The organism is Caballeronia sp. LZ043 (assembly GCF_031451075.1).
Classification (GTDB): domain Bacteria; phylum Pseudomonadota; class Gammaproteobacteria; order Burkholderiales; family Burkholderiaceae; genus Caballeronia.
Genome location: NZ_JARUXT010000001.1, coordinates 1,710,729 through 1,736,517, shown reverse-complemented (window position 1 = coordinate 1,736,517; position 25,789 = coordinate 1,710,729). Strand labels below are relative to the sequence as shown.

At 65.7% G+C, this 25,789-nt stretch carries 24 protein-coding genes and 1 other RNA gene; 23 read left to right on the top strand and 2 right to left on the bottom strand.

Annotated elements, in window-relative coordinates; all coding sequences use genetic code 11:
• Positions 1–241: 241 nt before the first annotated feature.
• From ffs to QCE64_RS07790, 10 genes are all read left to right on the top strand, one after another.
• An RNA gene (ffs, locus tag QCE64_RS07835) (signal recognition particle sRNA small type) lies at positions 242–340 on the top strand.
• Positions 341–504: 164 nt separating this feature from the next.
• Positions 505–2,850: a DNA polymerase III subunit gamma/tau gene (dnaX, locus tag QCE64_RS07830; RefSeq protein ID WP_310003329.1), complete on the top strand. Its 2,346-nt coding sequence runs from the start codon at positions 505–507 to the stop codon at positions 2,848–2,850.
• Between the two features lie 90 nt (positions 2,851–2,940).
• Positions 2,941–3,267: a YbaB/EbfC family nucleoid-associated protein gene (locus tag QCE64_RS07825; protein WP_014191628.1), complete on the top strand. Its 327-nt coding sequence runs from the start codon at positions 2,941–2,943 to the stop codon at positions 3,265–3,267.
• Positions 3,268–3,308: 41 nt separating this feature from the next.
• Entirely contained in the window at positions 3,309–3,905 is a 597-nt protein-coding gene (gene recR, locus QCE64_RS07820; protein ID WP_309916617.1) for a recombination mediator RecR, read from the top strand.
• A 13-nt stretch (positions 3,906–3,918) separates the two neighbouring features.
• The gene (locus QCE64_RS07815; RefSeq protein WP_309808513.1) at positions 3,919–4,143 is read left to right on the top strand and encodes a DUF1653 domain-containing protein; all 225 of its coding nucleotides are present in this window, start codon (positions 3,919–3,921) and stop codon (positions 4,141–4,143) included.
• A 32-nt stretch (positions 4,144–4,175) separates the two neighbouring features.
• A complete protein-coding gene (locus QCE64_RS07810) occupies positions 4,176–5,381 on the top strand; it encodes a CaiB/BaiF CoA-transferase family protein (protein WP_309916611.1) in 1,206 nt (401 codons plus the stop codon).
• Between the two features lie 61 nt (positions 5,382–5,442).
• Positions 5,443–6,480 carry an ABC transporter substrate-binding protein gene (locus QCE64_RS07805; protein ID WP_309930232.1) on the top strand — a complete coding sequence of 346 codons (1,038 nt, stop codon included), beginning with the start codon at positions 5,443–5,445 and terminating at the stop codon, positions 6,478–6,480.
• 3 nt (positions 6,481–6,483) lie between these two features.
• Positions 6,484–7,314, top strand: coding sequence for an ABC transporter ATP-binding protein (locus QCE64_RS07800; RefSeq protein WP_310003327.1), 831 nt, complete (start codon positions 6,484–6,486; stop codon positions 7,312–7,314).
• A gap of 12 nt (positions 7,315–7,326) precedes the next feature.
• Positions 7,327–8,151, top strand: a complete 825-nt coding sequence (locus tag QCE64_RS07795; RefSeq protein WP_309808509.1) for an ABC transporter permease — start codon at positions 7,327–7,329, stop codon at positions 8,149–8,151.
• 287 nt (positions 8,152–8,438) lie between these two features.
• Complete coding sequence (locus tag QCE64_RS07790) at positions 8,439–9,410, top strand: glycosyltransferase family 9 protein (RefSeq protein WP_309930230.1); 972 nt, start codon at positions 8,439–8,441, stop codon at positions 9,408–9,410.
• A 19-nt stretch (positions 9,411–9,429) separates the two neighbouring features.
• Here QCE64_RS07790 and QCE64_RS07785 read toward each other — a convergent pair whose 3' ends face one another.
• Complete coding sequence (locus QCE64_RS07785; protein ID WP_310003325.1) at positions 9,430–10,404, bottom strand: NADPH:quinone oxidoreductase family protein; 975 nt, start codon at positions 10,402–10,404, stop codon at positions 9,430–9,432.
• Between the two features lie 102 nt (positions 10,405–10,506).
• Between QCE64_RS07785 and surE the strand changes: the two genes are divergently transcribed.
• The 6 genes from surE to rlmD are packed head-to-tail and all read left to right on the top strand — an operon-like array spanning position 10,507 to position 16,738.
• On the top strand, positions 10,507–11,265 hold the full coding sequence (gene surE, locus QCE64_RS07780) for a 5'/3'-nucleotidase SurE (protein WP_309916596.1): 759 nt from the start codon (positions 10,507–10,509) through the stop codon (positions 11,263–11,265).
• Entirely contained in the window at positions 11,235–12,335 is a 1,101-nt protein-coding gene (locus QCE64_RS07775) for a protein-L-isoaspartate(D-aspartate) O-methyltransferase (protein WP_404987308.1), read from the top strand. Before surE ends, QCE64_RS07775 begins: the two co-directional genes overlap by 31 nt.
• A gap of 5 nt (positions 12,336–12,340) precedes the next feature.
• The gene (locus QCE64_RS07770; RefSeq protein ID WP_310004184.1) at positions 12,341–13,321 is read left to right on the top strand and encodes a peptidoglycan DD-metalloendopeptidase family protein; all 981 of its coding nucleotides are present in this window, start codon (positions 12,341–12,343) and stop codon (positions 13,319–13,321) included.
• A gap of 12 nt (positions 13,322–13,333) precedes the next feature.
• A complete protein-coding gene (gene rpoS, locus QCE64_RS07765; RefSeq protein ID WP_309916589.1) occupies positions 13,334–14,443 on the top strand; it encodes an RNA polymerase sigma factor RpoS in 1,110 nt (369 codons plus the stop codon).
• Positions 14,444–14,485: 42 nt separating this feature from the next.
• Positions 14,486–15,262, top strand: coding sequence for a 3'-5' exonuclease (locus QCE64_RS07760; protein ID WP_309916586.1), 777 nt, complete (start codon positions 14,486–14,488; stop codon positions 15,260–15,262).
• Positions 15,263–15,322: 60 nt separating this feature from the next.
• Complete coding sequence (gene rlmD / locus QCE64_RS07755; RefSeq protein ID WP_310003323.1) at positions 15,323–16,738, top strand: 23S rRNA (uracil(1939)-C(5))-methyltransferase RlmD; 1,416 nt, start codon at positions 15,323–15,325, stop codon at positions 16,736–16,738.
• 81 nt (positions 16,739–16,819) lie between these two features.
• Here the strand turns inward: rlmD and QCE64_RS07750 are convergent, their stop codons facing one another.
• On the bottom strand, positions 16,820–17,518 hold the full coding sequence (locus QCE64_RS07750; protein ID WP_309808500.1) for a Bax inhibitor-1/YccA family protein: 699 nt from the start codon (positions 17,516–17,518) through the stop codon (positions 16,820–16,822).
• A 343-nt stretch (positions 17,519–17,861) separates the two neighbouring features.
• Here QCE64_RS07750 and ndk point away from each other — a divergent pair, with 343 nt between their 5' ends.
• From ndk to bamB, 7 genes are all read left to right on the top strand, one after another.
• Positions 17,862–18,287, top strand: a complete 426-nt coding sequence (gene ndk, locus QCE64_RS07745) for a nucleoside-diphosphate kinase (RefSeq protein ID WP_309808499.1) — start codon at positions 17,862–17,864, stop codon at positions 18,285–18,287.
• A 151-nt stretch (positions 18,288–18,438) separates the two neighbouring features.
• Positions 18,439–19,578, top strand: a complete 1,140-nt coding sequence (gene rlmN / locus QCE64_RS07740; RefSeq protein WP_310004182.1) for a 23S rRNA (adenine(2503)-C(2))-methyltransferase RlmN — start codon at positions 18,439–18,441, stop codon at positions 19,576–19,578.
• 171 nt (positions 19,579–19,749) lie between these two features.
• Positions 19,750–20,865 (top strand): RodZ domain-containing protein, encoded by a 1,116-nt coding sequence (locus tag QCE64_RS07735; protein ID WP_310003321.1) that lies wholly within the window; start codon positions 19,750–19,752, stop codon positions 20,863–20,865.
• A gap of 147 nt (positions 20,866–21,012) precedes the next feature.
• A complete protein-coding gene (gene ispG / locus QCE64_RS07730) occupies positions 21,013–22,341 on the top strand; it encodes a flavodoxin-dependent (E)-4-hydroxy-3-methylbut-2-enyl-diphosphate synthase (RefSeq protein ID WP_309916578.1) in 1,329 nt (442 codons plus the stop codon).
• Between the two features lie 6 nt (positions 22,342–22,347).
• Positions 22,348–23,697, top strand: a complete 1,350-nt coding sequence (gene hisS / locus QCE64_RS07725; RefSeq protein ID WP_309808494.1) for a histidine--tRNA ligase — start codon at positions 22,348–22,350, stop codon at positions 23,695–23,697.
• Between the two features lie 115 nt (positions 23,698–23,812).
• Entirely contained in the window at positions 23,813–24,442 is a 630-nt protein-coding gene (locus QCE64_RS07720; RefSeq protein ID WP_309930220.1) for a tetratricopeptide repeat protein, read from the top strand.
• 123 nt (positions 24,443–24,565) lie between these two features.
• Positions 24,566–25,711: an outer membrane protein assembly factor BamB gene (bamB, locus tag QCE64_RS07715; protein WP_310003317.1), complete on the top strand. Its 1,146-nt coding sequence runs from the start codon at positions 24,566–24,568 to the stop codon at positions 25,709–25,711.
• The last annotated feature ends 78 nt before the right edge of the window (positions 25,712–25,789 follow it).

The window sequence follows — 25,789 nt, the reverse complement described above, 5'->3', positions numbered from 1 at the left end:
CGAAACCAAGGGCGAACGGCGGCAAATGTTCCATCAGAGGGCCGCGATGCACCAATGCGTGCCGCCTGTGGATGATTCACTCATCATCTTAGCCTACTTTGCTATCCGTTGCCGGGTGCCGATAGCGATGATCTGAGGGTGAAATCCCCGAGTACAAGAGGCGTTCTGAACATTGCGTCGGATGCATGCGTTTCGCGTCAAGCCTTCCGGGCGCTCGACGTTGCATGATACAATTCGACGTGACGGGCCTCCTCGCATGGTGGCGTGGTCAACCTGGTCAGGTCGGGAACGAAGCAGCCACAGCCGCTTTCCACCAGTGCCGAGGGTCAGGCTCGTCACCTTCCGCTTTATCTCCCCTCGTTTTCTCATCCCCTCGCGTTTTCAGGCTCTTGCTCGTGCGGCAACGAATGCGGCATTGTCGCGTCTGCGAGCGGCATGCTTGCGCCCGCGCGGGCCCTGTCGGAACGGGCGTTGCGCCAGGTCGTTGCTGATACAATTTCGCGCATGACCTATCAAGTTCTCGCACGCAAATGGCGGCCGAAATCGTTCGAGTCGCTCGTCGGCCAGGAGCACGTCGTCCGTGCGCTCACGCACGCGCTCGACGGCGGCCGCCTGCATCACGCCTATCTCTTCACGGGCACGCGCGGCGTCGGCAAGACGACGCTCTCGCGGATCTTCGCGAAGGCGCTCAACTGCGAAACCGGCGTGACCTCGAAGCCGTGCGGCGTGTGCCGCGCGTGCCGGGAAATCGACGAAGGGCGCTTCGTCGATTATGTGGAAATGGATGCGGCGAGCAATCGCGGCGTCGATGAGATGGCGGCGCTGCTCGAACGCGCCGTGTACGCTCCCGTCGATGCCCGCTTCAAGGTCTACATGATCGACGAAGTGCACATGCTCACGAACCACGCCTTCAACGCCATGTTGAAGACGCTGGAAGAACCGCCTCCGCACGTCAAGTTCATCCTCGCCACCACCGATCCGCAGAAGATTCCGGTCACAGTGCTGTCGCGCTGTCTTCAGTTCAACCTGAAGCAGATGCCAGCCGGGCATATCGTCGGGCATCTGGAGAACATCCTCAAGGAAGAGGGCATCGCGTTCGAGCAGCAGGCGCTGCGGCTGTTGTCGCGCGCGGCGGACGGCAGCATGCGCGATGCACTCTCGCTGACCGATCAGGCCATCGCCTATTCGGCCAACCAGGTGACGGAAGAAGCCGTGCGCGGCATGCTCGGCGCACTGGATCAGAGCTATCTGATCCGTCTGCTCGACGCGCTCGCCGCCGGCGACGGCGCGCTCGTGCTCGACATCGCCGACGAAATGGCGCTGCGCAGCCTGTCGTTCTCCACCGCGCTGCAGGATCTGGCGAGCCTGCTGCATCGCGTGGCGTGGGCGCAGTTCGCGCCGTCGTCGGTGCTGGACGAATGGCCGGAAGCCGCCGACATCCGCCGCTTCGCCGAGATGCTGTCCGCCGAACAGGTGCAGCTCTTCTATCAGATCGCAACGGTAGGCCGCGGCGAACTCGGTCTCGCGCCGGACGAATACGCCGGCTTCACGATGACGCTGCTGCGCATGCTCGCGTTCGAGCCCGCCGGCGGTCCAGGCGGCGGCGGTGTCGCGGTGAGCGCGCCCGCGCCTGCCAGGCCGGTTCGCGGCGCGGCGCTGGCCGGCGCGATGGCCGAGCGCGCGGTCAGCCCGGCGCCGGTTCCGAAGCCTGCGGTGTCTGTCGAGACAAAGGCGGCGGCGCCGGTTGCCGAAGCCGAGGCGCCTGTTGTGGAGTCCCGGCAACCGGCGGTTGAACCGAAGGTAGCCGCGCCGGCCAAGGCGCCGACAGTACAGCCGGAAGCCGCTGAAGCACGCGAAGTGGTGCCGGTTGCGACTGAACCTGAACCCGAAGCGGTGCCCGTCGCCAACAAGCCCGTGCCCGAAGCGGCGCGGCAAGCCATTGAGGAAGCGGCGCCTGCTGCCGCTCGCGCCTCGCGCGCCGAACCCGCCGCGCCGCGTGCGGCGGGCGGTGCGAGCGCGGCGCTCGAAGTGCTGCGCAGCGCGGGCATGCGCCTTTCATCGGATCGCGGTACGCGTGGGGCCGCTGCGGCGGAAAACACGCCGAAGCCTGCGCCGAAGGCCGCACCCAAGCCCGCCGTGCCCGTGCCGGCTCCCGCCGCGCGCCGCGATGCTGTCGCAGCAACCGGGCAGCCCGCGCAGCCCGAAGCCAAGCCAGAAGCCGCCCCCGCCGGCAAGTCGAAAGTCGTCCCGCCGTGGGAAGACATGCCGTCCGACGACTACCCGCCGCCGGGCTCGGAAGACGAATACTTCATGGCGCCCGACGACGGCTTCGTGCCCGCGTTCGACAGCGGTCCCGACGACCTGCACTTCGGCGGCGAGCCGTCCGTGCGGTCGGCGCCGCAACCGAAGATCGACACGACGCCGCTGCCGCCCGCCGTCCCGCTCGATGCGCTCGGCCTGACGCTCGAGTGGGCCGCGCTCGCCGTCGATCTGCCGCTGAAGGGCGTGGCGTACCAGCTCGCGTTCAACAGCGAACTCACCGCCTGCGACGCCTCATCGCTCACGCTCGCGGTGCCGGTGCAGATGTACACCGACGCCGCGCACGTCGCGAAGCTCAAGGCCGCGCTCGCCGAGAAACTCGGCCGTGCGTTCGAAGTCAACGTCAACGTCGGGCCCGCACGCCGCACCGCCGCCGCGCTCGATGCCGCCGCGCGCGCCCGGCGCCAGCAGGAAGCCGAGCAGGAAATCACGCAGGATCCGTTCGTGCAGTCGCTGATCCGCGATTTTGGCGCGAGCATCGTGCAGGGATCGATCAAGCCGATCGCCGCGACGGGCGCGAATCCGTCTTGACGGAGCATGCCGTGCAGCCGCATTGAATACCGGGCGCCGTGATCGCGCGCGCACCCGTCCGCCACACGTTTTCCAGGAAGGAGCCGAACCATGATGAAGAATCAACTCGCCGGGCTGATGAAACAGGCCCAGCAGATGCAGGAAAACATGAAGAAGATGCAGGACCAGCTCGCGCTGATCGAGGTCGAGGGCCAGTCGGGCGCCGGTCTCGTCAAGGTGACGATGACCTGCAAGAACGACGTCAAGCGCGTCTCGATCGACCCGAGCCTGCTCGCCGACGACAAGGACATGCTCGAAGACCTGGTCGCCGCCGCGTTCAACGACGCCGTGCGCAAGGCCGAGGCCACCACGCAGGAAAAGATGAGCGGCATGACGGCCGGCATGCCCATGCCGCCCGGCTTCAAGCTGCCGTTCTGAACCCGCGCGCCGGACGTCTGGCCGGCGCGTCACGAGGACACATGAAACAACCTTCCGCCCTGGCGGCGCTGGTCGAGGCGCTGCGCGCGCTGCCCGGCGTCGGCCCGAAATCGGCGCAGCGCATGGCGTATCACCTGATGCAGCATGACCGCGCCGGCGCCGAGAAACTCGGCGCGTCGTTGCTGTTCGCGACCGAGCATCTCAAGCACTGCGCGAAGTGCAACACCTTCACCGAAGCCGAGATCTGCGAAGTCTGCAGCGACGAAGAGCGCGACTCCACGTTCCTGTGCGTGGTCGAAACGCCCGCCGACCAGATCATGCTCGAGCAGACCCTCACTTATAAGGGCCTGTATTTCGTGCTGATGGGACGGCTGAGTCCGCTCGACGGCATCGGACCGAAGGAAATCCACTTTGAACGTCTGATCGGCCGCGCGCTCGACGGCATCGTGCAGGAAGTCGTGCTCGCGACCAACTTCACGAACGAAGGCGAGGCCACCGCGCACTATCTCGCGCAGACGCTCAAGGCGCGCGGCCTGAAAGTGACGCGCCTCGCCCGCGGCGTGCCGGTGGGCGGCGAACTCGAATATGTCGATGCGGGCACCATCGCGCGTGCGATGCTCGATCGGCGCTCCGTATGAAGGACCTGATCCGATGACTGAAACCGAAGCCCTCGCGCTCGCCACCCATCGGCATTACAAGGGCGGGCTGTATCGCGTGATCGGCGTCGCGCGGCACTCGGAAACCGAGGAAGCGATGATCGTCTACGAGCATCTGTGGCCGCATGAACGCGGCCTGTGGGTGCGCCCCGCGGCGATGTTCAACGAAACCCTCGCCGACGGCACCCCGCGCTTCAAGCCGCTCGACATGCCGCTCTGAGCCCGCACAAGAACAATCGAAGGAGACACGTCATGAGCACCACGTCCGGACCGCTTGCCGGCGTCAAAGTGCTGGAACTCGGCACGCTGATCGCCGGCCCGTTCGCCGCGCGCTTCATGGGCGAGTTCGGCGCCGAGGTCATCAAGATCGAAGACCCGAACGGCGGCGATCCCTTGCGCAAATGGCGCAAGCTCTATCCGGAAGTCGGCGGCACGTCGCTGTGGTGGGCGGTGCAGGCGCGCAACAAGAAATCCGTCACGGTGAATCTCAAGGCCGAAGAGGGCAAGGAGATCGTGCGGCGGCTCGCGAAGGAAGCCGACGTCGTCATCGAGAACTTCCGTCCCGGCCTGCTGGAAAAGCTCGGGCTCGGCTACGAGACGCTCTCGGCCGAGAACCCCGGGCTCGTGATGGTGCGGCTTTCGGGCTACGGCCAGACCGGCCCGTATCGCGACCGGCCGGGCTTCGGCGCGATCGCCGAATCCATGGGCGGTCTGCGCCACATCACCGGCTATCCGGATCTGCCGCCGCCGCGCATCGGCATTTCGATCGGCGATTCGATCGCGGCGCTGCACGGCGTGATCGGCGCGCTGATGGCGCTGCATCACAAGCAGGTGAACGGCGGCAAGGGACAGGTCGTCGATGTCGCGCTGTACGAGGCCGTCTTCAACATGATGGAAAGCGTGGTGCCGGAATACGGCGTGTACGGCATGGTGCGCGAGCGCACCGGCGCGTCGCTGCCGGGCATCGTGCCGTCGAATACGTATCCGTGCCGCGACGGCAGCATCGTGATCGGCGGCAACAGCGACCCGATCTTCAAGCGCCTGATGAACGCCATCGAGCGCGCCGATCTCGCCGACGACCCGACGCTCGCCTCGAACGACGGCCGCGTGCCGCGCACGCAGGAAATCGACGCGGCGATTGCCGCATGGCTCTCGACGCGCAGCATCGACGAGGCGCTCGCCGTGCTCAACGCGGCCGAGGTGCCGGCGGGCCGCATCTACAGCGTCGCCGACATGTTCACCGATCCGCAGTACATTGCGCGCCAGATGCTGCAACGCTTTCCGTGGCAGGACGGCCGCGAGATCACGCTGCCGAACGTCACGCCGAAGCTCTCCGAGACGCCGGGCGAAACCCGCTGGCTCGGACCGCAGCTCGGCGAACATACGGATGAAGTCCTGCATACGCTCGGGTATCATGCCGACGATATTGCGCGGCTGCGCGCGGCCAAGGTGATCTGAACCCGGCCTCAACGCGTTCTCGCACGCGAGAGACAACAACAAAGTCCAGGAGACTAGAACGATGAAACGCAGAACCTTCCTCGCGAGCGGCGCGATGCTCGCGGGTGGCGCACTCTCGAACATGCCGCTCGCCTTCGCCCAGGCCAAACCCGAACAGAGCAAGGTGTCGATCGCCGTCGGCGGCAAGAACCTGTTCTACTACCTGCCGCTCACCATCGCCGAGCGTCGCAACTACTTCAAGGACGAAGGGCTCGAAGTCGAAATCTCCGACTTCGCCGGCGGCGCGAAGGCATTGCAGGCGGCGGTCGGCGGCAGCGCGGACGTCGTGTCCGGCGCGTTCGAACACACGCTGTTGCTGCAGGCCAAGAACCAGTATTTCCGCGAATTCGTGCTGCAAGGACGCGCGCCGCAGATCGTGCTCGCCGTCTCGAAGAAGACGATGCCGAACTACAAATCGGTCGCGGACCTGAAGGGCAAGAAGATCGGCGTGACGGCGCCGGGTTCGTCCACCTCGATCATGGCGAGCTTCGTGCTCGCGCAGGCCGGCCTCAAGGCCAGCGACGTCGCGTTCATCGGCGTCGGCGCGGGCGCGGGCGCGATCGCCGCGCTGGAGTCGGGGCAGATCGACGCCATCGCCAACCTCGATCCGGTCATGACCAAGCTCGAACGCGCGGGCGAGATCCGCATCGTCTCGGACACGCGCACGCTCGCGGACACGGTCAAGGTGTTCGGCGGCAACATGCCGGCCGGCTGCCTGTATGCGTCGCAGAGCTTCATCACGAAGAATCCGAACACCACGCAGGCCCTGACCAACGCGATGGTGCGCGCGCTCAAGTGGCTGCAGAGCGCATCGGGCAAGGACCTGATCGCGACGGTGCCGGAAAGCTATCTGCTCGGCGATCGTGCGCTCTATCTCGATTCGTGGCAGCACGTGAAGGAAGCGCTTTCGCCGGACGGGCTGATGCCCGCCGACGGCCCCGCGACCTCGCTCAAGACCCTGCAGGCCTTCGACGAAACCGTGAAGGGCAAGCCGATCGATCTCTCGAAGACCTGGACCAACGACTTCGTCAAGAAGGCGCTTGCCAACGTCAAGGCCTGACCGATGTCCTCGTCTTCCACACCCGCGCTCGAACTGGCCGACGTCACCTGCACGTTCGTGTCGCGCGCGAACCGCAAGGACCGCTATACCGCGGTCCGCGATACCAGCCTCGCGATCGCGCCGGGCGAATTCGTTTCCGTCGTCGGGCCGACCGGCTGCGGCAAGTCGACCTTGCTGAACGTGTCGGCGGGACTGCTCGCGCCTTCGACGGGCGCCGTGAAGGTGTTCGGCGAGCCGCTCGACGGCATCAACCGGCGCGCGGGCTACATGTTCCAGGCCGACGGCCTGATGCCGTGGCGCTCCGCGCTCGACAACGTGACGGCGGGCCTCGTGTTCCGCGGCATGTCGAAGCGCGACGCCGACGCGCGCGGCGAGGAATGGCTCAAGCGCGTCGGCTTGGGCGGTTTCGGCGACCGTTATCCGCATCAGCTGTCGGGCGGCATGCGCAAGCGCGTCGCGATGGCGCAGACGCTGATCCTCGATCCCGACATCATCCTGATGGACGAACCGTTCTCCGCGCTGGACATCCAGACGCGCCAGCTGATGGAGAACGAGTTGCTCGACCTGTGGGCCGCCAAGCGCAAGGCCGTGCTGTTCATCACGCACGATCTCGACGAAGCGATCTCGATGTCGGACCGCGTCGTCGTGCTGGCGGCGGGGCCGGGGACGCATCCGATCGGCGAGTTCAGGATCGACCTGCCGCGTCCGCGCGATGTCGCCGAGATCCGCTCGCATCCGCGCTTCGTCGAACTGCACGCGCAGATCTGGGGCGTGCTGCGCGAGGAAGTGTTGAAGGGCTACCAGCAGCAGCTGAAGCCCGCCGCCGCCGAATAAGACCAAACGACCATGTGGAACAAGCTGCGCCCGAATCGCGGGAATCTCATCGTGTGGCAGTGGCTGTTGCTGCTTGCCTGCTTCGTGCTCTGGTACGTGCTGACGAGCCCGACGCTCCTGCCGCCTTTCTATTTCGACGACGCCTCCAAGGCCGCGTTCTTCTTCGGCGAGCCGCAGAAGGTGCTGGTGCGCATCTGGGAGTGGTTCACCAGCGGCGAAATCTACGTGCACCTGTGGGTGACGCTGATCGAGACCGTGCTGGCGTTCGTGATCGGCACGGTGTCCGGTCTCGGCGTCGGCTTGTGGCTCGCGCTCGCGCCGCTGACCAGCGCGCTCCTCGATCCCTACATCAAGGCCGCCAACTCGATGCCGCGCGTGATTCTCGCGCCCATCTTCGCGGTGTGGTTCGGCCTGGGCATCTGGTCGAAAGTGGCGCTCGGCGTCACGCTGGTGTTCTTCATCGTCTTCTTCAACGTCTATCAGGGCGTGAAGGAAGTGAGCCCGGTCGTGCTCGCCAACGCCCGCATGCTCGGCGCGAACCGCAAGCAGCTGTTGCGGCACGTCTATCTGCCGAGCGCGACGAGCTGGGTGTTCTCCAGCCTGCATACCTCGGTGGGGCTGGCGTTCGTCGGCTCGGTGGTCGGCGAGTATCTCGGCTCGGCGCGCGGCGTCGGCTATCTGATCCTGCAGGCTGAAGGCACCTTCGACATCAACACGGTGTTCGCCGGCATCCTCGTGCTGACGGCGTTCGCGCTCGTGCTTGACGGCCTCGTCGCGCTGGCCGAGCGGCGCCTCATGAAGTGGCAGCCCAAGAGCGGCGACACGGAAAAACTCTAGGCCGTGATGCCGCGTGTCACATTGGGATGGTCAGATAGCGGCCGCGATGTTGCCGCGGTCGCCCTATCTGCCGACGGGCGCGACAAAACATGTCAGTTTGCCTGGCGCAATTCGGTTATGGTCGTTGAGGGAGACTGAATCGGCGGCGAGGCTGCATACGTCCGGCGCATCGCTGCAAGGTTCGGCTCACTTACCGCGCCATGAAGCGACCCACGCCTGCCGCATTCCTGAGCGCAGCGTGTCATCCGCTGGCGCGGCGTTCACTCACGTGTTTGCGCCCGTCCAGCATGAGATTGCCAGCCGACATCACGGTTGCCGTGGCCTTGCCACAGCCGATCGGAGACAGCCTGATCGGGCTCGTTCTCGTCAATAATCTCGTCCGCAATGGCTATCGTCCGGTGGTGTTCGGCTGGGTCGCAGAGCAACTCGCGGACTGGCTGCCTCATGTAAAGGTCGGACGGGCAGGGACGCAGGCCGAGGCCTGTCCCGCTGTGCATCTCGGCGCATTCGATACGGTCATCGAGCTGCGGCCTACCAGCTACGGTTCCGCGTTGAGCCGCACCGGACGCACACTGTGCCTGTCCGAGCTGCCCGAGTACGGCGGCTCGAAGCACATGGTGGACCGCGTCGTCGATATCGGCGTCAACGTGCTGCAGCTGCGCGACGTCACGCGCTCCAACGGGCTCGTCGTGCCGCCCGGCGTCGTGCGCGGACGGGTCGCGCATCGCGTGGTCATCCATCCCACCGGCAGTCATCCAGAAAAGATGTGGACGCGTCACAAATTCCTGGCGTTGTCACGCGCGCTCTCTCGCCGTCAGTTGCTGCCGAGCTTCTTGGTCGCGCCCGCCGAGCTTGCCGGCTGGGACGACCTTCCGCGCGAAGGCCACGAACTCAACGCGCTCACGCGCCTGGGCGATGTCGCCACGTGGATCGCCGAATCGGGCTGGTTCATCGGCAACGATTCCGGACTCGGGCATCTTGCGTCGGCCATCGGCGTGCCGACGCTCACGTTGTTCATGCGGCGCGGCCTCGCGCGCTCCTGGCGGCCCGGCTGGGGACCGGGCGCGGTGGTGCTGCCGCCCTCGGTGGTACCGTTCGCGGCCCTGAAGGAACGCTTGTGGAAACAGTTGCTGACGGTGCATCGCGTGATGTCGGCCTTCAGCGATCTGCAGGGCGCTCATCTGCGTCCCGCCGATTACCCGCTTTACATGCGGCGTGACGTCGACCGCGCCCACGCGCGCATCCTCCCGGACGCTTAGCGTCTTCGTTCCACCACGCTCACATCTCGATCACGATCTTCCCCGTCACGCGACGGTTCATCATGTCGTCGAGCGCCTGCGGCGTCTGGTCGAGCGTGTAGCGCTTCGTGATGACCGGACGCAGCTTGCCGGTCTTGATCCACTCGATCAATGCGGCGAACTCTTGTTCGGCGAGTGCGTGCTCATGCTTCATGTGATGGCCCCAGAACACGCCGACCACGCTCGCGCCCTTCAGCAATGCAAGGTTGAGCGGCAGCTTCGGAATCTCGCCGTTGGCGAAGCCCACGACGAGATAACGCCCGCGCCAGCCGATGCTGCGAAACGCCGGTTCGGCATACGCGCCGCCGACGGGGTCGAAGATCACATCCGGACCGTTGCCGCCGGTGAGTGTCTTGATGCGTTCACGCAAGTCTTCGTGCGCATAGTCGATGACCTCGTCGGCGCCGTGCTCTCGGCAGAACGCGAGTTTCTCGACGCTCGACGCCGCCGCGATCACCCGCGCGCCGACCAGCTTGCCGATCTGGATCGCCGCGAGCCCGACGCCGCCCGCCGCGCCGAGGACGAGCAGCGTGTCGCCGGGCTGCAATGCGCCGCGATCGACCAGCGCGTGATATGACGTGCCGTAGGCAAGCATGAACGCGGCGGCGGCGGAAAAATCGAGATTGTCGGGAAGCGCGATCACGTCCGCCGCGTTGACGCGCGCCTGTTCGGCGAACGCGCCATGCGCCGTGTAGGCGGCCACCCGCATGCCCGGCGCGAAGCCGGCGACACCGGCGCCCACTGCACGCACGACGCCCGCAAACTCGGCGCCCGGCGTAAAGGGCAGCGGCGGCTTGAACTGGTACTTGTTCTGGATGATGAGCACGTCGGGGAAGTTCACGCTGGCGGCTTTCACGTCGATGACGAGTTCGCCTGCTTCCGGATGCAGGTCAGGCAGCGTCTCGATGGCGAGCGTGGCGGGCAATCCGTGTTCGTTGCAGCGTACGGCGCGCATGGCATCTCCTCGTTGAAGAGGCTTCAGTGTAGGGCAGGGACGGCGCCCGGAGCGAGTCCGGAGGGCGTCGTCGCGCCAAGGTTCCTCGGTTACAATCGCCGGATGCGAATCCTACTCAGCAACGACGACGGTTATCTGGCGCGCGGCATCAACGTTCTGCACGACGTGTTGCAGCCGCTCGGCGAAGTCACCGTGATGGCGCCGGAGCAGAACTGCAGCGGCTCGTCCAACTCGCTGACGCTGTCGCGGCCCCTGAGCATCCATCAGGCGCCCAACGGTTTCAATTTCGTCAACGGCACGCCCACTGATTCGGTGCATATCGCGCTGACCGGCATGCTCGAGCAGCAGCCGGACCTGGTGGTGTCGGGCATCAACAACGGGCAGAACGTCGGCGAGGACACGCTGTATTCCGGCACGGTCGCGGCCGCCACCGAAGGCTTCATGTTCGGCATTCCGGCCATTGCGTTCTCGCTGGTCGGCCGCGACTGGCTGCATCTCGAAGACGCGGCGCGCGTGGCGGCGGAGATTGTCGCGCATTTTCTCGAGCATCCGATGCCTGGCCATCCACTGCTCAACGTGAACATCCCGAGCCTGCCGTACGATCAGCTCGGCGAATGGAAGGTCACTCGGCTCGGCAAGCGCCATCCGTCGCAGCCGGTCATCCGCCAGGAAGATCCGCGCGGCAATCCGATCTACTGGATCGGTCCGTCGGGCGACGCGCTCGACGCCAGTGAAGGCACCGATTTCCACGCGGTGGCGAATGGCTTCGTGTCCATCACGCCGCTGCAACTCGATCTCACGCATACGAAACTCCTGGCCGAGACGCGCGAATGGGCGCGTGCCGGGAGCGGCCGCACATGAGCGACGAGCGCGCCAAGCGCTTTCCGCTGGCGCTCGCGGATCTGGTTCGCGAGCCGCGCAAGCCCGCGAGCCGCGCCGCCGATGCGCGTGCGAAACCCGCCGCCACGCCCAAGCCGGCCACGCTCAAGCCCGCCGCACAGCCGAAGCCGGCGCCCGCGCGCACCGCGAACGCGACGATGAAAAACCCCGCGACGGCAGCAGCGTCCGCGAAGCCGGCCACGTCGGTGTTTCCCGCGCGTGGCGGTGCGCCGTCTGCAACGGGCGCGGGGCGGAGCGCGGCGAAGACGCATCCGGCGGCACACACGCACCACGCGGCCCACGCGGCACATGGAGCACACGCGCCGCGCGCATCCGGCCGCGACCTGAACGCCGCGTCGCCGGGCACGAAGAAAGGCGCGCCCAACGTCGCGCTGGCCAGCACGCAGACGCTCACGTCGGAACGGGTGCGGGCGCGCATGGTCGAACGGCTGCGCGCGAACGGCGTGACCGACCCGCGCGTGCTCAACGCGATGGCCGTGGTGCCGCGCCACATGTTCGTCGATCCCGGCCTTGCCGCGCAGGCGTATGAAGACGCCGCGCTGCCCATCGGTCATCACCAGACTATTTCGAAGCCGTCGGTCGTCGCGCGCATGATCGAACTCGTCGCGACCGGACGCAGCCTGAGCAAGGTGCTGGAAATCGGCACGGGCTGCGGCTATCAGGCGGCGGTGCTGTCGCAGGTGGCGGCGGAGGTGTATTCGATCGAGCGCGTGCGTCCGCTGTCCGAGCGTGCCAAGCTCAATCTGCGGCCGCTGCGCGTGCCGAACATCCGGCTGCATTACGGCGACGGCCGGCTGGGACTCGCCGCCGCCGCGCCGTTCGACGCCATCGTGATCGCCTGCGCGGGCCTCGATGTGCCCCAGGCCTTGCTCGATCAACTGGCGGTGGGCGGCAGGCTCGTCGCGCCGGTCGGATCGCAGGCCGCGCAGTCGCAGGTGCTGACGCTCGTCACCCGCGTCTCGGCCACACAATGGCGAGAAGAGCAGCTCGATCGCGTTTTCTTTGTACCCTTAAAATCCGGAGTGATTTGACACCGATGAGTATCTTGCGTGCTTTGCGAGAAGGAACGGCAGACCAACGCGTGAGCGCGGCGCAGCGCGGCGTATGCGTGCTGGCGTTGTCCGTGCTGGCGGCGTGTTCGACACGCATGGACATGGCGCCGGTCGTCGACAAAACGGGCGCGCCCCTCAGCACGACGGCGGCGCAGACGCCGGACAACGGTCCGCCGCCGCCGGGCTTCTACCGTGTGAAGCCGGGCGACACCCTATATCGGATCGCACTCGAAAACGGTCAGAATTATCACGACATCGCGACGTGGAACAACCTGACCAACCCGAACCAGATCGAAGTCGGCCAGCTGGTACGCGTGGCGCCGCCGGGCGCGAATCTCGCCGCCGCGACGCCGGGTGTAGCGACCGCGCCGATCACCGGCGGCGGCGTGCAGGCCCAGCCGCTCAACGGCGCCAACAGCTATGCCACGACGCCCCAGCCGGGTGCCACGGCGCAGCCGCCGTACTACGGTCCGAATTCGGGCATGGGCGCGGCGCCGGGAGCGGCAGCGGGAACGGCAGCAGGTACGGCCGCAGGTGCGCTGGCAGGCTCGACGCCGGGCGTTCCGGGCGCCGATGCGGGCGCGACGGCGCCGGCGGGTCAGCCGGCCTTCATCTGGCCGGCGCGGGGCCCGATCCTCAACACGTTCAGCGAGGCGAGCAACAAGGGCTTGAACATCGGCGGCGCGGCGGGCGATCCGGTCAATGCGTCGGCGGATGGCCGGGTGGTGTATTCCGGAAATGGGCTGCGCGGCTACGGCAACCTCATTATCATCAAGCACGATGCAACTTTTCTCACCGCGTATGCACATAACCGCGCTTTGATGGTAAAAGAGGGAGACGCGGTCACTAAAGGGCAGAAAATCGCTGAGATGGGGAACAGCGATTCGGATCGCGTGATGTTGCATTTCGAAGTTCGCCGGCAGGGTAAACCTGTTGACCCACTGAAGTATTTGCCGCCGCAATAGAGCGAAATCATCATGCCAAAAACGAAGCGCCGCCTGCCGCAAGCCGAGACTGAGACGATCAGCCGACCTTTGCAAGTGTCGGTGGAAGACGGTGCTTCGAATACTGACGACGACGCCGACAATGTCGACGTCGAAGTCGACTCAGAATCCGATTCCGAGGAAGAAGGCTCGAGCCGCGGCAAGCGCGGCGAAGAAGCGGCCGAGGGCGCAAACGATTCCGCGCCCGACCCCGACGACTTCCGCTCGCTGATGCAGGCCGAACTCACGGCCGACACCATTCAGCATTATCTGAATCGCATCAGCGTGAAGCCGCTGCTCACCGTGGAAGAAGAGCAGCGCTATTCGCGTCTCGCCAAGGCCGGTGAATTCGACGCGCGGCAAGTCATGATCGAGCGCAACTTGCGGCTCGTCGTGAGTATTGCAAAGGGTTATCTGAATCGCGGCGTGCCGCTGCTCGATCTGATCGAGGAAGGCAATCTGGGTTTGATGCACGCCATCGAGAAATTCGACCCGACACGCGGTTTTCGCTTTTCGACCTATGCCACCTGGTGGATCCGCCAGAGTATCGAACGCGCGATCATGAATCAGGCGCGCACGGTGCGTCTGCCGGTGCACGTGATCCGCGAACTGAACCAGGTGCTGCGCGCGAAACGTCATCTGGAGAGGAATTCGGCCAATTCGAACGATGCGGTCGCGCCGGAACGCCGCGACGCGAGCATCGACGACATCGCCTACCTCACCGGCAAGACGCCCGAGGAAGTCACCGATATCCTCGCGCTCAACGAACACACCGCGTCGCTCGACGCACCGCTCGACCTCGATCCGGGCAGCAGCCTGCTGGACTTGCTGTCGGACGACCAGAGCCAGTCGCCGGATGCCGAAGTGCAGCACCGCGAACTCGAATCGCTGACGCGGCTATGGCTGTCGCGGCTGTCCGACAAGCATCGTCATGTGATAGAAAGGCGCTTCGGGCTCAACCATATCGAGCCCGCGACGCTCGAAGAGCTCGCCGACGAAATGGGCCTGACGCGCGAACGCGTGCGCCAGATCCAGCAAGAGGCGCTCGTGCGGCTCAAGCGCTTTTTCGCTTCCAACGGCGTTCGCAAGGACGCCGTGCTTTAACGCTCAAGGCGGCGTCCAAGGGGCGCCGCGTTCCAGGATTCAATGACACCGATTCTCGTATTCGACATCGAGACGATCCCCGATGTCGACGGCATTCGCCGCCTCGAAGACCTGCCCGACGACCTGTCCGACCGCGAAGTCGCCGAACATGCGTTCGAAGCGCGTCGCGAGCGCGTCGGCAACGACTTCCTGCCGCATCATCTGCAGCGCGTGGCCGCCATCTCCTGCGTGTTTCGCGACGACCACGGCTTTCGCGTGCGCTCGCTCGGCACGACCGACGACGGCGAGGCCGCGCTGATCCAGTCGTTCTATCGCGTGATCGAGAAGTACACGCCGCAGCTCGTGTCGTGGAACGGCGGCGGTTTCGACCTGCCGGTGCTCCATTACCGGGCGCTGGTGCATGGCATCGCGGCGCCGCGTTACTGGGACCTGGGCCAGGACGACCGGGAATTCAAGTTCAACAACTACATCAGCCGCTATCACGCACGGCACACCGACCTGATGGACGTGCTCGCGATGTATCAGGCGCGCGCCAACGCGCCGCTCGACGCGCTCGCGAAGCTGTGTGGTTTCCCCGGCAAGCTTGGCATGGACGGCGGCAAGGTGTGGGATGCGTACTGTGACGGGCAGATCGAGGACATCCGCAACTACTGCGAGACCGACGTCGTCAATACCTACCTGATGTACTGCCGCTTCCAGCTGATGCGCGGCGGCCTGACGGCGGACGAGTATGCGGACGAAATCGGCCTCGTGAAAGCCGCGCTCGCGAAGGAGACGTCGCCGCACTGGCAGGAATATCTGGCGGCGTTTGCGAAGTGAGCGCGCGGCGTTCGTCTACAATCCCGCCTTTGCTCACTCGTTCAGTCAGGAAGTACGCAGGTGTCTGAAACCGCTCGAAAAACTTCGCATCGCCGCCGCGCCGCGCCGGCGAAATCCGTCACCCCCGATCCGAACTTCGTCGCGCCCGAGATCGAGATCGTTTCGCTCGACGCGGAAGCGCGCGGCGTCGGCCGCACCGTGACCGAGGACGGCGAGCCGGGCAAGGTGATCTTTGTCGAAGGCGCGCTGCCGGGCGAACGGGTGAGCTATTCGAGCTACCGCAAGAAGCCCAGCTTCGAGCAGGCGCAGGTGATCAAGGTGTTGCGCGAAAGCGTGATCCGCACGCGGCCGAAATGCACGTTCTTCGGCATCTGCGGCGGCTGCTCGATGCAGCATCTCGATGTGCGCGCGCAGATCGCCGTCAAGCAGCGCGTCCTCGAGGACAATCTCGAACACCTGTCGAAACTGCGCGCGGAAACCATGTTCCGGCCGATCCACGGACCGTCGTGGGGTTATCGCTATCGCGCGCGCCTGACCGTGCGGCACGTCGAGAAGAAGGGCGGCGTGCTGGTCGGTTTCCATGAACGCAAGAGCAGCTATGTCGCCGACATGACGAGCTGCGAAGTGCTGCCGCCGCACGTCTCCGCGATGCTCGTGCCGCTGCGTCACCTGGTGGCGTCGCTGTCGATCCGCGATCGCATGCCGCAGATCGAGCTGGCGGTGGGCACGGATGTCACGGCGCTGGTGCTGCGCATTCTCGAGCCGCTGACCGAGGCCGACGAAGTGCTGCTGCGCACCTTCGCCGACGAGCACGGCGTCCAGTGGTGGCTCCAGCCCAAAGGCCCGGACACGGTGGTGCCGTTCTATCCGCTCGATCAGGAACTGGCGTACACGCTGCCGGAGTTCGCGATCCGCATGCCGTTCAAGCCGACCGACTTCACGCAGGTGAATCACCAGATCAATCGCGTGCTGGTGGCGCGGGCGCTGTCGCTGCTGGCGCCGGAGCGCTCGGACCGGGTGCTCGACCTGTTCTGCGGCATCGGCAATTTCACGCTGCCGCTGGCGCGGGTGTCGCGGGAAGTGGTGGGCATCGAAGGCAGCGAGGCGCTGACCACGCGCGCGCTCGAGAACGCGAAGGCGAATGGCGTCGACGGCCATACTTCGTTCGCGTGCCGCAACCTGTTCGAAGTCACCGCCGAGGACCTGCGCGCGCTCGGCCACTTCGACAAATTCCTGATCGATCCGCCGCGTGAAGGTGCCCTGGCGGTGTCGAAGGCGCTCGCGGACATCGCGCAGAGCGGCGACGGGCCGTTGCCCAAGCGCATTGTTTATGTGTCGTGCAATCCGGCGACACTCGCGCGCGATGCCGGCCTGCTCGTGCACGAAGGCGGCTACCGGATGAAGGGCGCCGGGGTGGTGAACATGTTCCCGCATACGTCGCACGTCGAATCGATCGCGTTGTTCGAGCGGGACTGATTGAGCGATTCGCTCAGACGTAAAAAAACGGCCTGCGAATTTGAATCGCAGGCCGTTTTTCCTTGTATCGCCGCTAGCCGATCAGTTGCGGTTGCCGCCGAAGATGCCGAGCAGCGCCAGCAGGTTCGTGAACACGTTGTACAGATCGAGATAGATCGCGAGCGTGGCGCTGATGTAGTTGGTCTCGCCGCCGTTCACCACGCGCTGCACGTCGAACAGCATGTACGCCGAGAAGATCACGATGGCGAGCACCGAGATGGTCATCATCAGCGCGGGCAATTGCAGGAACACGTTCGCGAAGGCCGCCAGCAGGATGACGATCACGCCCATGAACAGGAATTTGCCGAGGCCCGAGAAGTCGCGCTTGCTGACCGTGGCGATGGTCGCCATGGCGGCGAAGATCACGCCGGTGCCGCCGAAGGCCATCATGATCAGCTGGGGGCCGTTCGAGAAACCGAGGATGAAGCTCAGCAGGCGCGAGAGCATCAGACCCATGAAGAACGTGAACCCGAGCAGCACCGCGACGCCCACGCCGCTGTTCTTCGTCTTCTCGATGGCGAACATGAAACCGAAAGCGATGGCCAGGAACGCGATGAAGCTCATGGCCGGGCTGGACGCCGCGAACAGCGAGAAGCCCGTTGCGACGCCGACCCAGGCGCCCAGCACGGTCGGCACCATGGAGAGCGCGAGCAGCCAGTACGTGTTGCGCAGCACCCGGTTGCGCGTCTCAACCGAAGTGATGCTGCCGTTGCGGCCGAAGCCGTAGGGGGATTCGTTCATGGTTTCTCCTTGCTCCAATTGTCTGTGATTCGGTTTCCCGCCACATCCGTCACACACCAATGATAAGGTGCGCGGACTTAAACCTGCATTAGGACGCGGCGCTGCGGGCGTGGGGCAGAGGTTGCCATGCCCCTGTTGCAATGCGGCGCTTCGCTCCAATATGGCCCCGCAGCGCAACGATTTCAATAGCCCGGATGGCCAAGGCGGGGCAATGCCGCCGTTCAGGCCGTCCGGGGTTTGATGCTTACGGCGCCGTAAGGTTTCAATCGCAATCATACCTTGCTTCGTGCTACAATTGTCGATTCGTTTTAATTCGTAAACCGTTCATTTTTTGGAGTTTTTCATGGCGATCGAGCGCACCCTGTCGATTATCAAGCCGGACGCAGTGGCAAAGAACGTTATCGGCCAGATCTACAGCCGTTTCGAAAACGCGGGCCTCAAGATCATTGCGTCGCGCATGGTTCATCTGTCGCGCGCCGACGCGGAAAAGTTCTACGCCGTGCACGCTGCACGTCCGTTCTTCAAGGATCTGGTCGAGTTCATGGTTTCGGGCCCGGTCATGATCCAGGCGCTCGAAGGCGAAAACGCCATCGCCAAGAACCGCGACCTGATGGGCGCAACGGACCCGAAGAAGGCCGACAAGGGCACGATCCGCGCTGACTTCGCCGACAGCATCGACGCGAACGCCGTGCACGGTTCGGACGCCGCTGAAACCGCGCGTCAGGAAATCGCCTTCTTCTTCCCGGAAGTGAACGTCTACTCGCGTTAATCGCTGCGTACGTCGCCGCGCCGGTCAAGGGGCGCGGCATCGCGCCGCGACGCACTGAAGTCGTAATACCGCAGGAACTGGCGCGAACGGTCCCGGGCCAAACTTCGAAGAAGCCGCCCGGGCTTCGCAATCTGAAATGGCATATCTCGACATGACGAGCAACACCGTCAACCTTCTCGATCTCGACGCCGCCGGACTCGTCGCCTACTGCGACAGCCTGGGCGAGAAGCCGTTTCGCGCCAAGCAATTGCAGCGCTGGATCCATCAATACGGTGCCGACGACTTCGACGGCATGACGGACCTGGCCAAATCGCTGCGCGAAAAACTCAAGGGCCGCGCCAACATGGCGATGCCCGACATCATTCAAGACCACGTTTCCGCCGACGGCACCCGCAAGTGGCTGATCGACGTCGGCAATGGCAACGCGGTCGAAACCGTGTTCATTCCCGAAGAAACGCGCGGCACGCTGTGCGTGTCGTCGCAGGCGGGCTGCGCGGTCAACTGCCGTTTCTGTTCCACCGGCAAGCAGGGCTTTTCCCGCAATCTCACCACCGGCGAAATCATCGGCCAGCTGCGCATGGCGGAATTCGCGCTGCGCAAGTCGCTCGGCCGTGACGTGGGCGGCCCGGGCAAGGGCGAGCGCGTCGTCACGAACGTCGTGATGATGGGTATGGGCGAGCCGATGCTGAACTACGACGCCGTCGTGCCGGCCATGCGCCTGATGCTCGACGACAACGCCTACGGCCTGTCGCGCCGTCGCGTGACGCTGTCCACCTCGGGCGTCGTGCCGATGATGGACCGGCTCGCGGCCGACCTGCCGGTGGCGCTCGCGGTGTCGCTGCATGCGCCGAACGATCCGCTGCGCGACATGCTGGTCCCGCTGAACAAGAAGTACCCGCTGCGCGAATTGATGGCCGCGTGCCAGCGTTATCTGAAGGTGGCGCCGCGCGATTTCATCACGTTCGAATACTGCATGCTCGACGGCGTCAACGACACCGAAGCGCATGCCCGTGAACTGCTCGCCGTCACGCGCGACGTGCCGTGCAAGTTCAACCTGATCCCCTTCAATCCATTCCCGGAGTCGGGTCTGACGCGTTCGAAGAACGAGCAGATCAAGCGCTTCGCGCAGGTCCTGATGGATGCCGGCGTGGTGACGACGGTGCGCAAGACGCGCGGCGACGACATCGACGCGGCATGCGGCCAGCTCGCGGGCGCGGTGCAGGACCGGACGCGGCTGGCGGAGCGCACGGGCCGGGCGCAGGGCAAGGTCATCGAGGTACGGGCTGTCTGATGTGTCCGATGCGGCGCGAAGCCGGCGCGCCGAAACCGGACGCCGGACCACGCGAAGCCGAACATTTTGTTATAAAGCGGTCTGCCATGACGCCCGGGTTGTATCGTTCACGTATTTCGAAACGCACATCACCGCGGCGCTATATAAAAGAATCGATGCGAGGAATTTGGCATGAGTGAGCCGCAACATCCGACGCCTTTCAGCAGCCATTCCGGCAGTTCGTCCGACGTGCAGCGCAATGATCCGCGCGACGGACAACCCGGAGCGGAAGGCGCGGCATCGAATGCGGGCCAGGCGGGGGCGCTGGACTCCATTCCGGCAGTCGGCGCGCGTCTCGCGCAGCTCAGGCAGGCGAAGGGCTGGTCGATCGACGACGTGTCCGCGCGCCTCAAGGTCTCGACACCGAAACTGCTCGCGCTCGAAGCCGGCGACATCAGCCACTTGCCCGACCGCACCTTCGCGGCGGGCATCGTGCGCAGCTACGCGAAAATCCTCGGCGCCGATCCCGCGCCGTTCACACAGGCTTTCCGGCGCGACGCCGGCGTGGTCGGGCAAAATCTGAAAGTGCCGGTCTCGGCGGGCGCGGACATGCCGCGCGGCCGCGTTTCGGTGCCGCTCGGCAATTCGACAGGCCGCAAGCGCTCCTGGATGTGGGGCATCCTGGCCGTCCTCGTCGTGCTCGCCGCGCTGGTCACCTGGCATACCGGCGGCGAGTCGAGCAACTGGCTCGCGCGCCTCAAGTCGGCCACGGGCGTCGGCGCCTCGGCGGGCGCGGATTCGGCGGACCATGCGGCATCGTCGTCGGCAGCCACGCCGGACGAAGCCGCCGCCGCCAACACGGGCGAAGCCTCGCTGCCGGAAGTCGCCGCCGCGCCCGGCGAGCAGCCGATGCCGCGTCCGCTCGGCACGAACGCGTTGCCGGCGTCGTCGTCGGCGCTGTCGGCGGTGCAGGGCCAGGCCAATCAGGCTGCGTCGGCGCCGAAGACGGCAGCTCCCGTGGCGGCCGTGGCCAGTTCCGCACCGGCGGTGGCCGGCAGCGGCTCGGGCGCGGTCGAACTGAAGGTCAAGGAAGACAGCTGGTTCAGCGTGCGCGGCAAGGACGGGAAGGAGCTGTACTCCGGACTCGTGCGCGCCGGCAACACGCAGCGGGTGCAGGGCGAGCCGCCGTTCAAGGTGACCGTCGGCAACGTGAAGGGCGTGGAGTCGCTGTCGGTGGACGACGAGCCCGTCGACGCCAAGCGCTACAGCGCCGCACGCGGCAACGTCGCGCGTCTTTCATTGCCCTGAGCACGCACACGCAACAAAAGCAGGCAACAAGCGCAAGCAACAAATGAAACAGAGGGGTGTCGCGACGCAAGCCGCGCCGCCCGTTCAAGGTTCCACAGACGTAACCGGATGCCGCAACGGGCGGCAAGGTTTCCAAAGGGTCATGCGATGCAATCCGAAGCTCAATCCCTGATCAGCAGCAAGATCTGTTCGGCCGAACCCGTGTTCGGCGGTCCGTTGCGGCGCCGCGCGTCGCACGCGGTCGACGTGCGCTGGGGCGGCCAACTGGTCACCATCGGCGGCGATTCGCCGGTGCGCGTGCAGTCGATGACCAATACCGACACCGCCGACGCCATCGGCACCGCGATCCAGATCAAGGAACTCGCGCAGGCGGGTTCGGAGCTGGTCCGCATCACGGTCAATACGCCCGAAGCCGCCGCGGCCGTGCCCCACGTGCGCGACCAGCTGGACCGGATGGGCGTCAGCGTGCCGCTCGTCGGCGACTTTCATTACAACGGCCATCTGCTGCTGCGCGATCATCCCGCGTGCGCGGAAGCGTTGTCGAAATACCGGATCAATCCGGGCAACGTCGGCCAGGGCGCCAAGCGCGACACGCAGTTCGCACAGATGATCGAAGCCGCGATCCAGTACGACAAGCCGGTGCGCATCGGCGTGAACTGGGGCAGCCTCGACCAGGACCTGCTCGCGCGCATGATGGACGAGAACGCCGCGCGCACCACGCCCTGGGAACTCCAGAGCGTGATGTACGAAGCGCTGATCCAGTCGGCCATCGGCTCGGCGGAACGCGCCGTCGAACTGGGCCTCGGCCGCGACAAGATCATCCTGTCGTGCAAGGTGAGCGGCGTGCAGGACCTGATCGCCGTGTATCGTGAACTCGCGCAGCGCTGCAGCTTCGCGCTGCACCTCGGGCTGACCGAGGCGGGCATGGGCTCGAAGGGCATCGTCGCGTCGACGGCGGCGCTGTCGGTGCTGCTGCAGGAAGGCATCGGCGACACCATCCGCATTTCGCTGACGCCCGAGCCGGGCGGCGCGCGCACGGGCGAAGTCGTCGTCGGCCAGGAAATCCTCCAGACCATGGGCCTGCGTTCCTTCACGCCGATGGTCATCGCCTGCCCCGGCTGCGGACGCACCACCAGCACGCTGTTCCAGGAACTCGCGTCGCAGATCCAGAACTACCTGCGCCGCTCGATGCCCGACTGGCGCGAGAAATACGCCGGCGTCGAGAAGATGCACGTCGCGGTGATGGGCTGCATCGTCAACGGGCCGGGCGAATCGAAGCACGCGAACATCGGCATCAGCCTGCCGGGCTCGGGCGAGAATCCGGCGGCGCCCGTCTTCGTCGACGGCGTGAAGGTGAAGACGCTGCGCGGCGAGCGCATCGCCGAGGAATTCCAGCAAATCGTCAGCGACTACGTCGAGCGCACGTATGGCCAGAAGGCCGGCGCGCGCGAAGAGACGTCCACGGCATCACTCTAAAGACAGATGACTGAACAGAAGAAGCGGCTCGAGAAACTGACGGGCGTGAAGGGCATGAACGACATCCTCCCGCAGGATGCCGCGCTGTGGGATTTCTTCGAAACCACCGTCAAGTCGATGCTGCGCGCATACGGCTATCAGAACATCCGCACGCCGATCATCGAGCATACGCAGTTGTTCACGCGCGGTATCGGCGAGGTGACGGACATCGTCGAGAAGGAGATGTACAGCTTCACCGACGCCCTCAACGGCGAGCATCTGACGATGCGCCCGGAAAACACCGCCGCGGTCGTGCGCGCGTCCATCGAGCACAACCTGCTGTACGACGGCCCGAAGCGCCTGTGGTACATCGGCCCGATGTTCCGTCACGAGCGTCCGCAGCGCGGGCGTTATCGGCAGTTCCATCAGGTCGGCGTGGAAGCGCTCGGCTTCGCGGGTCCGGACACGGACGCCGAAATCATCATGATGTGCCAGCGCCTGTGGGACGACCTCGGGCTGACCGGCATCCGCCTCGAGCTCAACTCGCTCGGCCAGGCGGACGAGCGCGCGGCGCATCGCAAGGAACTGATCGCCTATCTCGAACAGCACGTCGACGTCCTCGACGAGGAAGCGAAGCGCCGTCTCTACACGAACCCGCTGCGCGTGCTCGACACGAAGAATCCGGCGTTGCAGGAGATTGCGCAGAACGCGCCGAAGCTCGTCGATTTCCTCGGCGAGGAATCGCGCAAGCATTTCGACGGCGTGCAGCGTCTGCTCAAGGCGAACAACATTCCGTTCACGGTCAATCCGCGTCTCGTGCGCGGTCTCGATTACTACAACCTGACCGTGTTCGAATGGGTCACCGACAAGCTTGGCGCACAGGGCACCGTCGCGGGCGGCGGCCGCTATGACCCGCTGATCGAGCAGCTCGGCGGCAAGCCGACGGCCGCGTGCGGCTGGGCAATGGGCGTCGAGCGCATCCTCGAATTGCTGAAGGAAGAGCAGCTCGTGCCGGAAGACGACGGCACGGACGTGTACGTCGTGCATCAGGGCGAACAGGCGGCGGAGCAGGCGTTCATCGTCGCCGAACGTCTGCGCGACACGGGCCTCGACGTGATCCTTCACTGCAGCCCGGACGGCGCGTCCGCGAGCTTCAAGTCGCAGATGAAGAAGGCCGATGCGAGCGGCGCGGCGTTTGCCGTGGTGCTCGGCGAGGACGAACTGGCGCAGGGTCTGATCGGCGTGAAGCCGCTGCGCCGCTCGGGCGCGGAGAGCGCCGACGGTCAAAAGAACGCGCAGGTCAACGTGCCGGCCGAAGACTTGACCGAATACCTAATCAATGCGATGGTTGCAACCGCCGATGACGACGCTGCCTAAATTTTAGGCAAAGTTTGGAGTCAGTCAGCCGTACGCATCCGCCGGGGCGCGCCGCGCCGGCATCGCGCGCGGCACTCGTTGCGGGTCATGAAACGCAGTAAGGATCAGCTGGACGATGAGCTATCACGACGAACAAGAATCGATTGAAAGCGTAAAAGCCTGGTGGGCCAAATGGGGTAACGCCACGACCTGGATCGTGCTTGCGGTGCTCATCGTGGCCGCCGGCTACAACGGCTGGAATTTCTGGCAGCGCCGCCAGGCAGCCGAGGCCTCCGTGCTGTACGACCATCTGCAGCAGGCCGTGAACGGCCCCGACCAGGCGCTGGTCGCACGGATGGCGTCGGACATGGAAGACAAGTTCGGCGGCACGGCCTACGCGCAAATGGGCGCGCTCGCGGCGGCGAAGTCGCTGTACGCGGCGGGCAATGCGGCCGGCGCGAAGACCCAGCTGCAATGGGTCATCGACCACGCGAAGGACGACGAGTACAAGCAGATCGCGAAGCTGCGCCTGGCGCTCGTGCTGCTCGACGAGAAGAACTACGACGCCGGCCTGAAGCTGCTCGCGGACGCTCCGCTCGACGCGTTCAAGGGCGTCATCGCGGATCGCCGCGGCGACCTGCTGGCGGCCCAGGGCAAGCGCGACGATGCGCGCGCGTCCTACAAGGTCGCGCTCGACGCGCTGCCCGCGAACGACACGTCCGCGCGTCAGCTGGTCCAGTTCAAGCTCGATGCGCTGGGCGGCTAAGGTTCGCGCCGGTTCGTTCCTCAAGCATCGGCCGCGTGTGCAGGCCGCCGCGTCCGAACGCCGCACGCGCGGCGCGGCGCGCACACCGACCAACCCGTTCAACTTTCCACATTGCGTCCACTGATGACTCTTTTGAAACGCTACGCCGTACCGCTCGCCTGCGCGATGACTGTCTTGTTGACCGCTTGTTCGTCGACCAAGGATGAACGCCGCGAACCGGTGCCGCTCGCGGACTTCAAGCCGGTGCTGACCGTCAACCAGGCGTGGAAGGCGAGCGTCGGCAAGGCGGGCCGCTATCTGTTCTCGCCGGTCGCGGTGGGCGACTACGTGTACGCGGCGGGCGCCAACGGTTCGGTCGCGAAGATCGATGCGAAGACCGGTCAGGACGTCTGGCGCATCAAGCTCAAGGACGACTTGTCGGCGGGTGTGGGCAGCGACGGCAACCTGACGGCGGTCGGCGGCCTGAAAGGCCAGGTCGACGTGCTCGGTCCCGACGGCAAGCAGCTGTGGACCGCCACGGCGCCGGGCGAAATCGTGTCGCCGCCGCTGGTCGGCAATGATCTCGTGATCGTGCGCACGATCGACGGCAAGGTGATCGCCTTCAACGCGCAAACCGGCGAGCAGAAGTGGGTCTTCCAGCTGCGCGCCGTGCCGCTCAACCTGCGCGTCGCGGCCGGCATGACCTTCGCGGGCAACCAGGCGGTGCTGGCGGGCTTTCCGGGCGGCACCTTCGCGGCCATCAACCTGCAGACGGGCGACGCCTACTGGCAGGCGCCCGTGTCCTACCCGAAGGGCGTGACCGAAGTCGAGCGCATCAACGACGTGACCGGCGCGCCGGGACTGGTCGGTGCGCAAACCTGCGCGGTGACCTTCCAGGGCCGTATCGGCTGTTTCGATGCCAACTCGGGCCAGCCGGTGTGGGAGAAGAACTTCTCGAGCGACAGCGGCCTCGCGCAGAGCGAGCAGGTGGTCGCGGCGGGCGACGACTGGTCGGTGGTCAACGCCTTCCGCGCGTCGGACGGCTCGCAACTGTGGAAGTCCGACGTCCTTAGGAACCGCAGCGTCAGCGTGCCGTACATCCTGGGCCGCGCGGTCGTGGTGGGGGACTACAAGGGCTTCGTGCACTTCCTGAACACGGACGATGGCACGATGATCGGCCGCGCGTCGACCGACGGCAGCGCGATCACCGCGGCGCCCGTGCTGGCCGGCGAAACGCTCGTGGTGCAGACGCACGACGGCGACATCTACGGTTTCCGTCCGAGCAACTAAGCGCGAGACTTCGTTCCGGCCAACACGCTGTACGCGCGCCGCTCACGCGGCGCGGCAGGCCCGCCACGACGGGCCGCA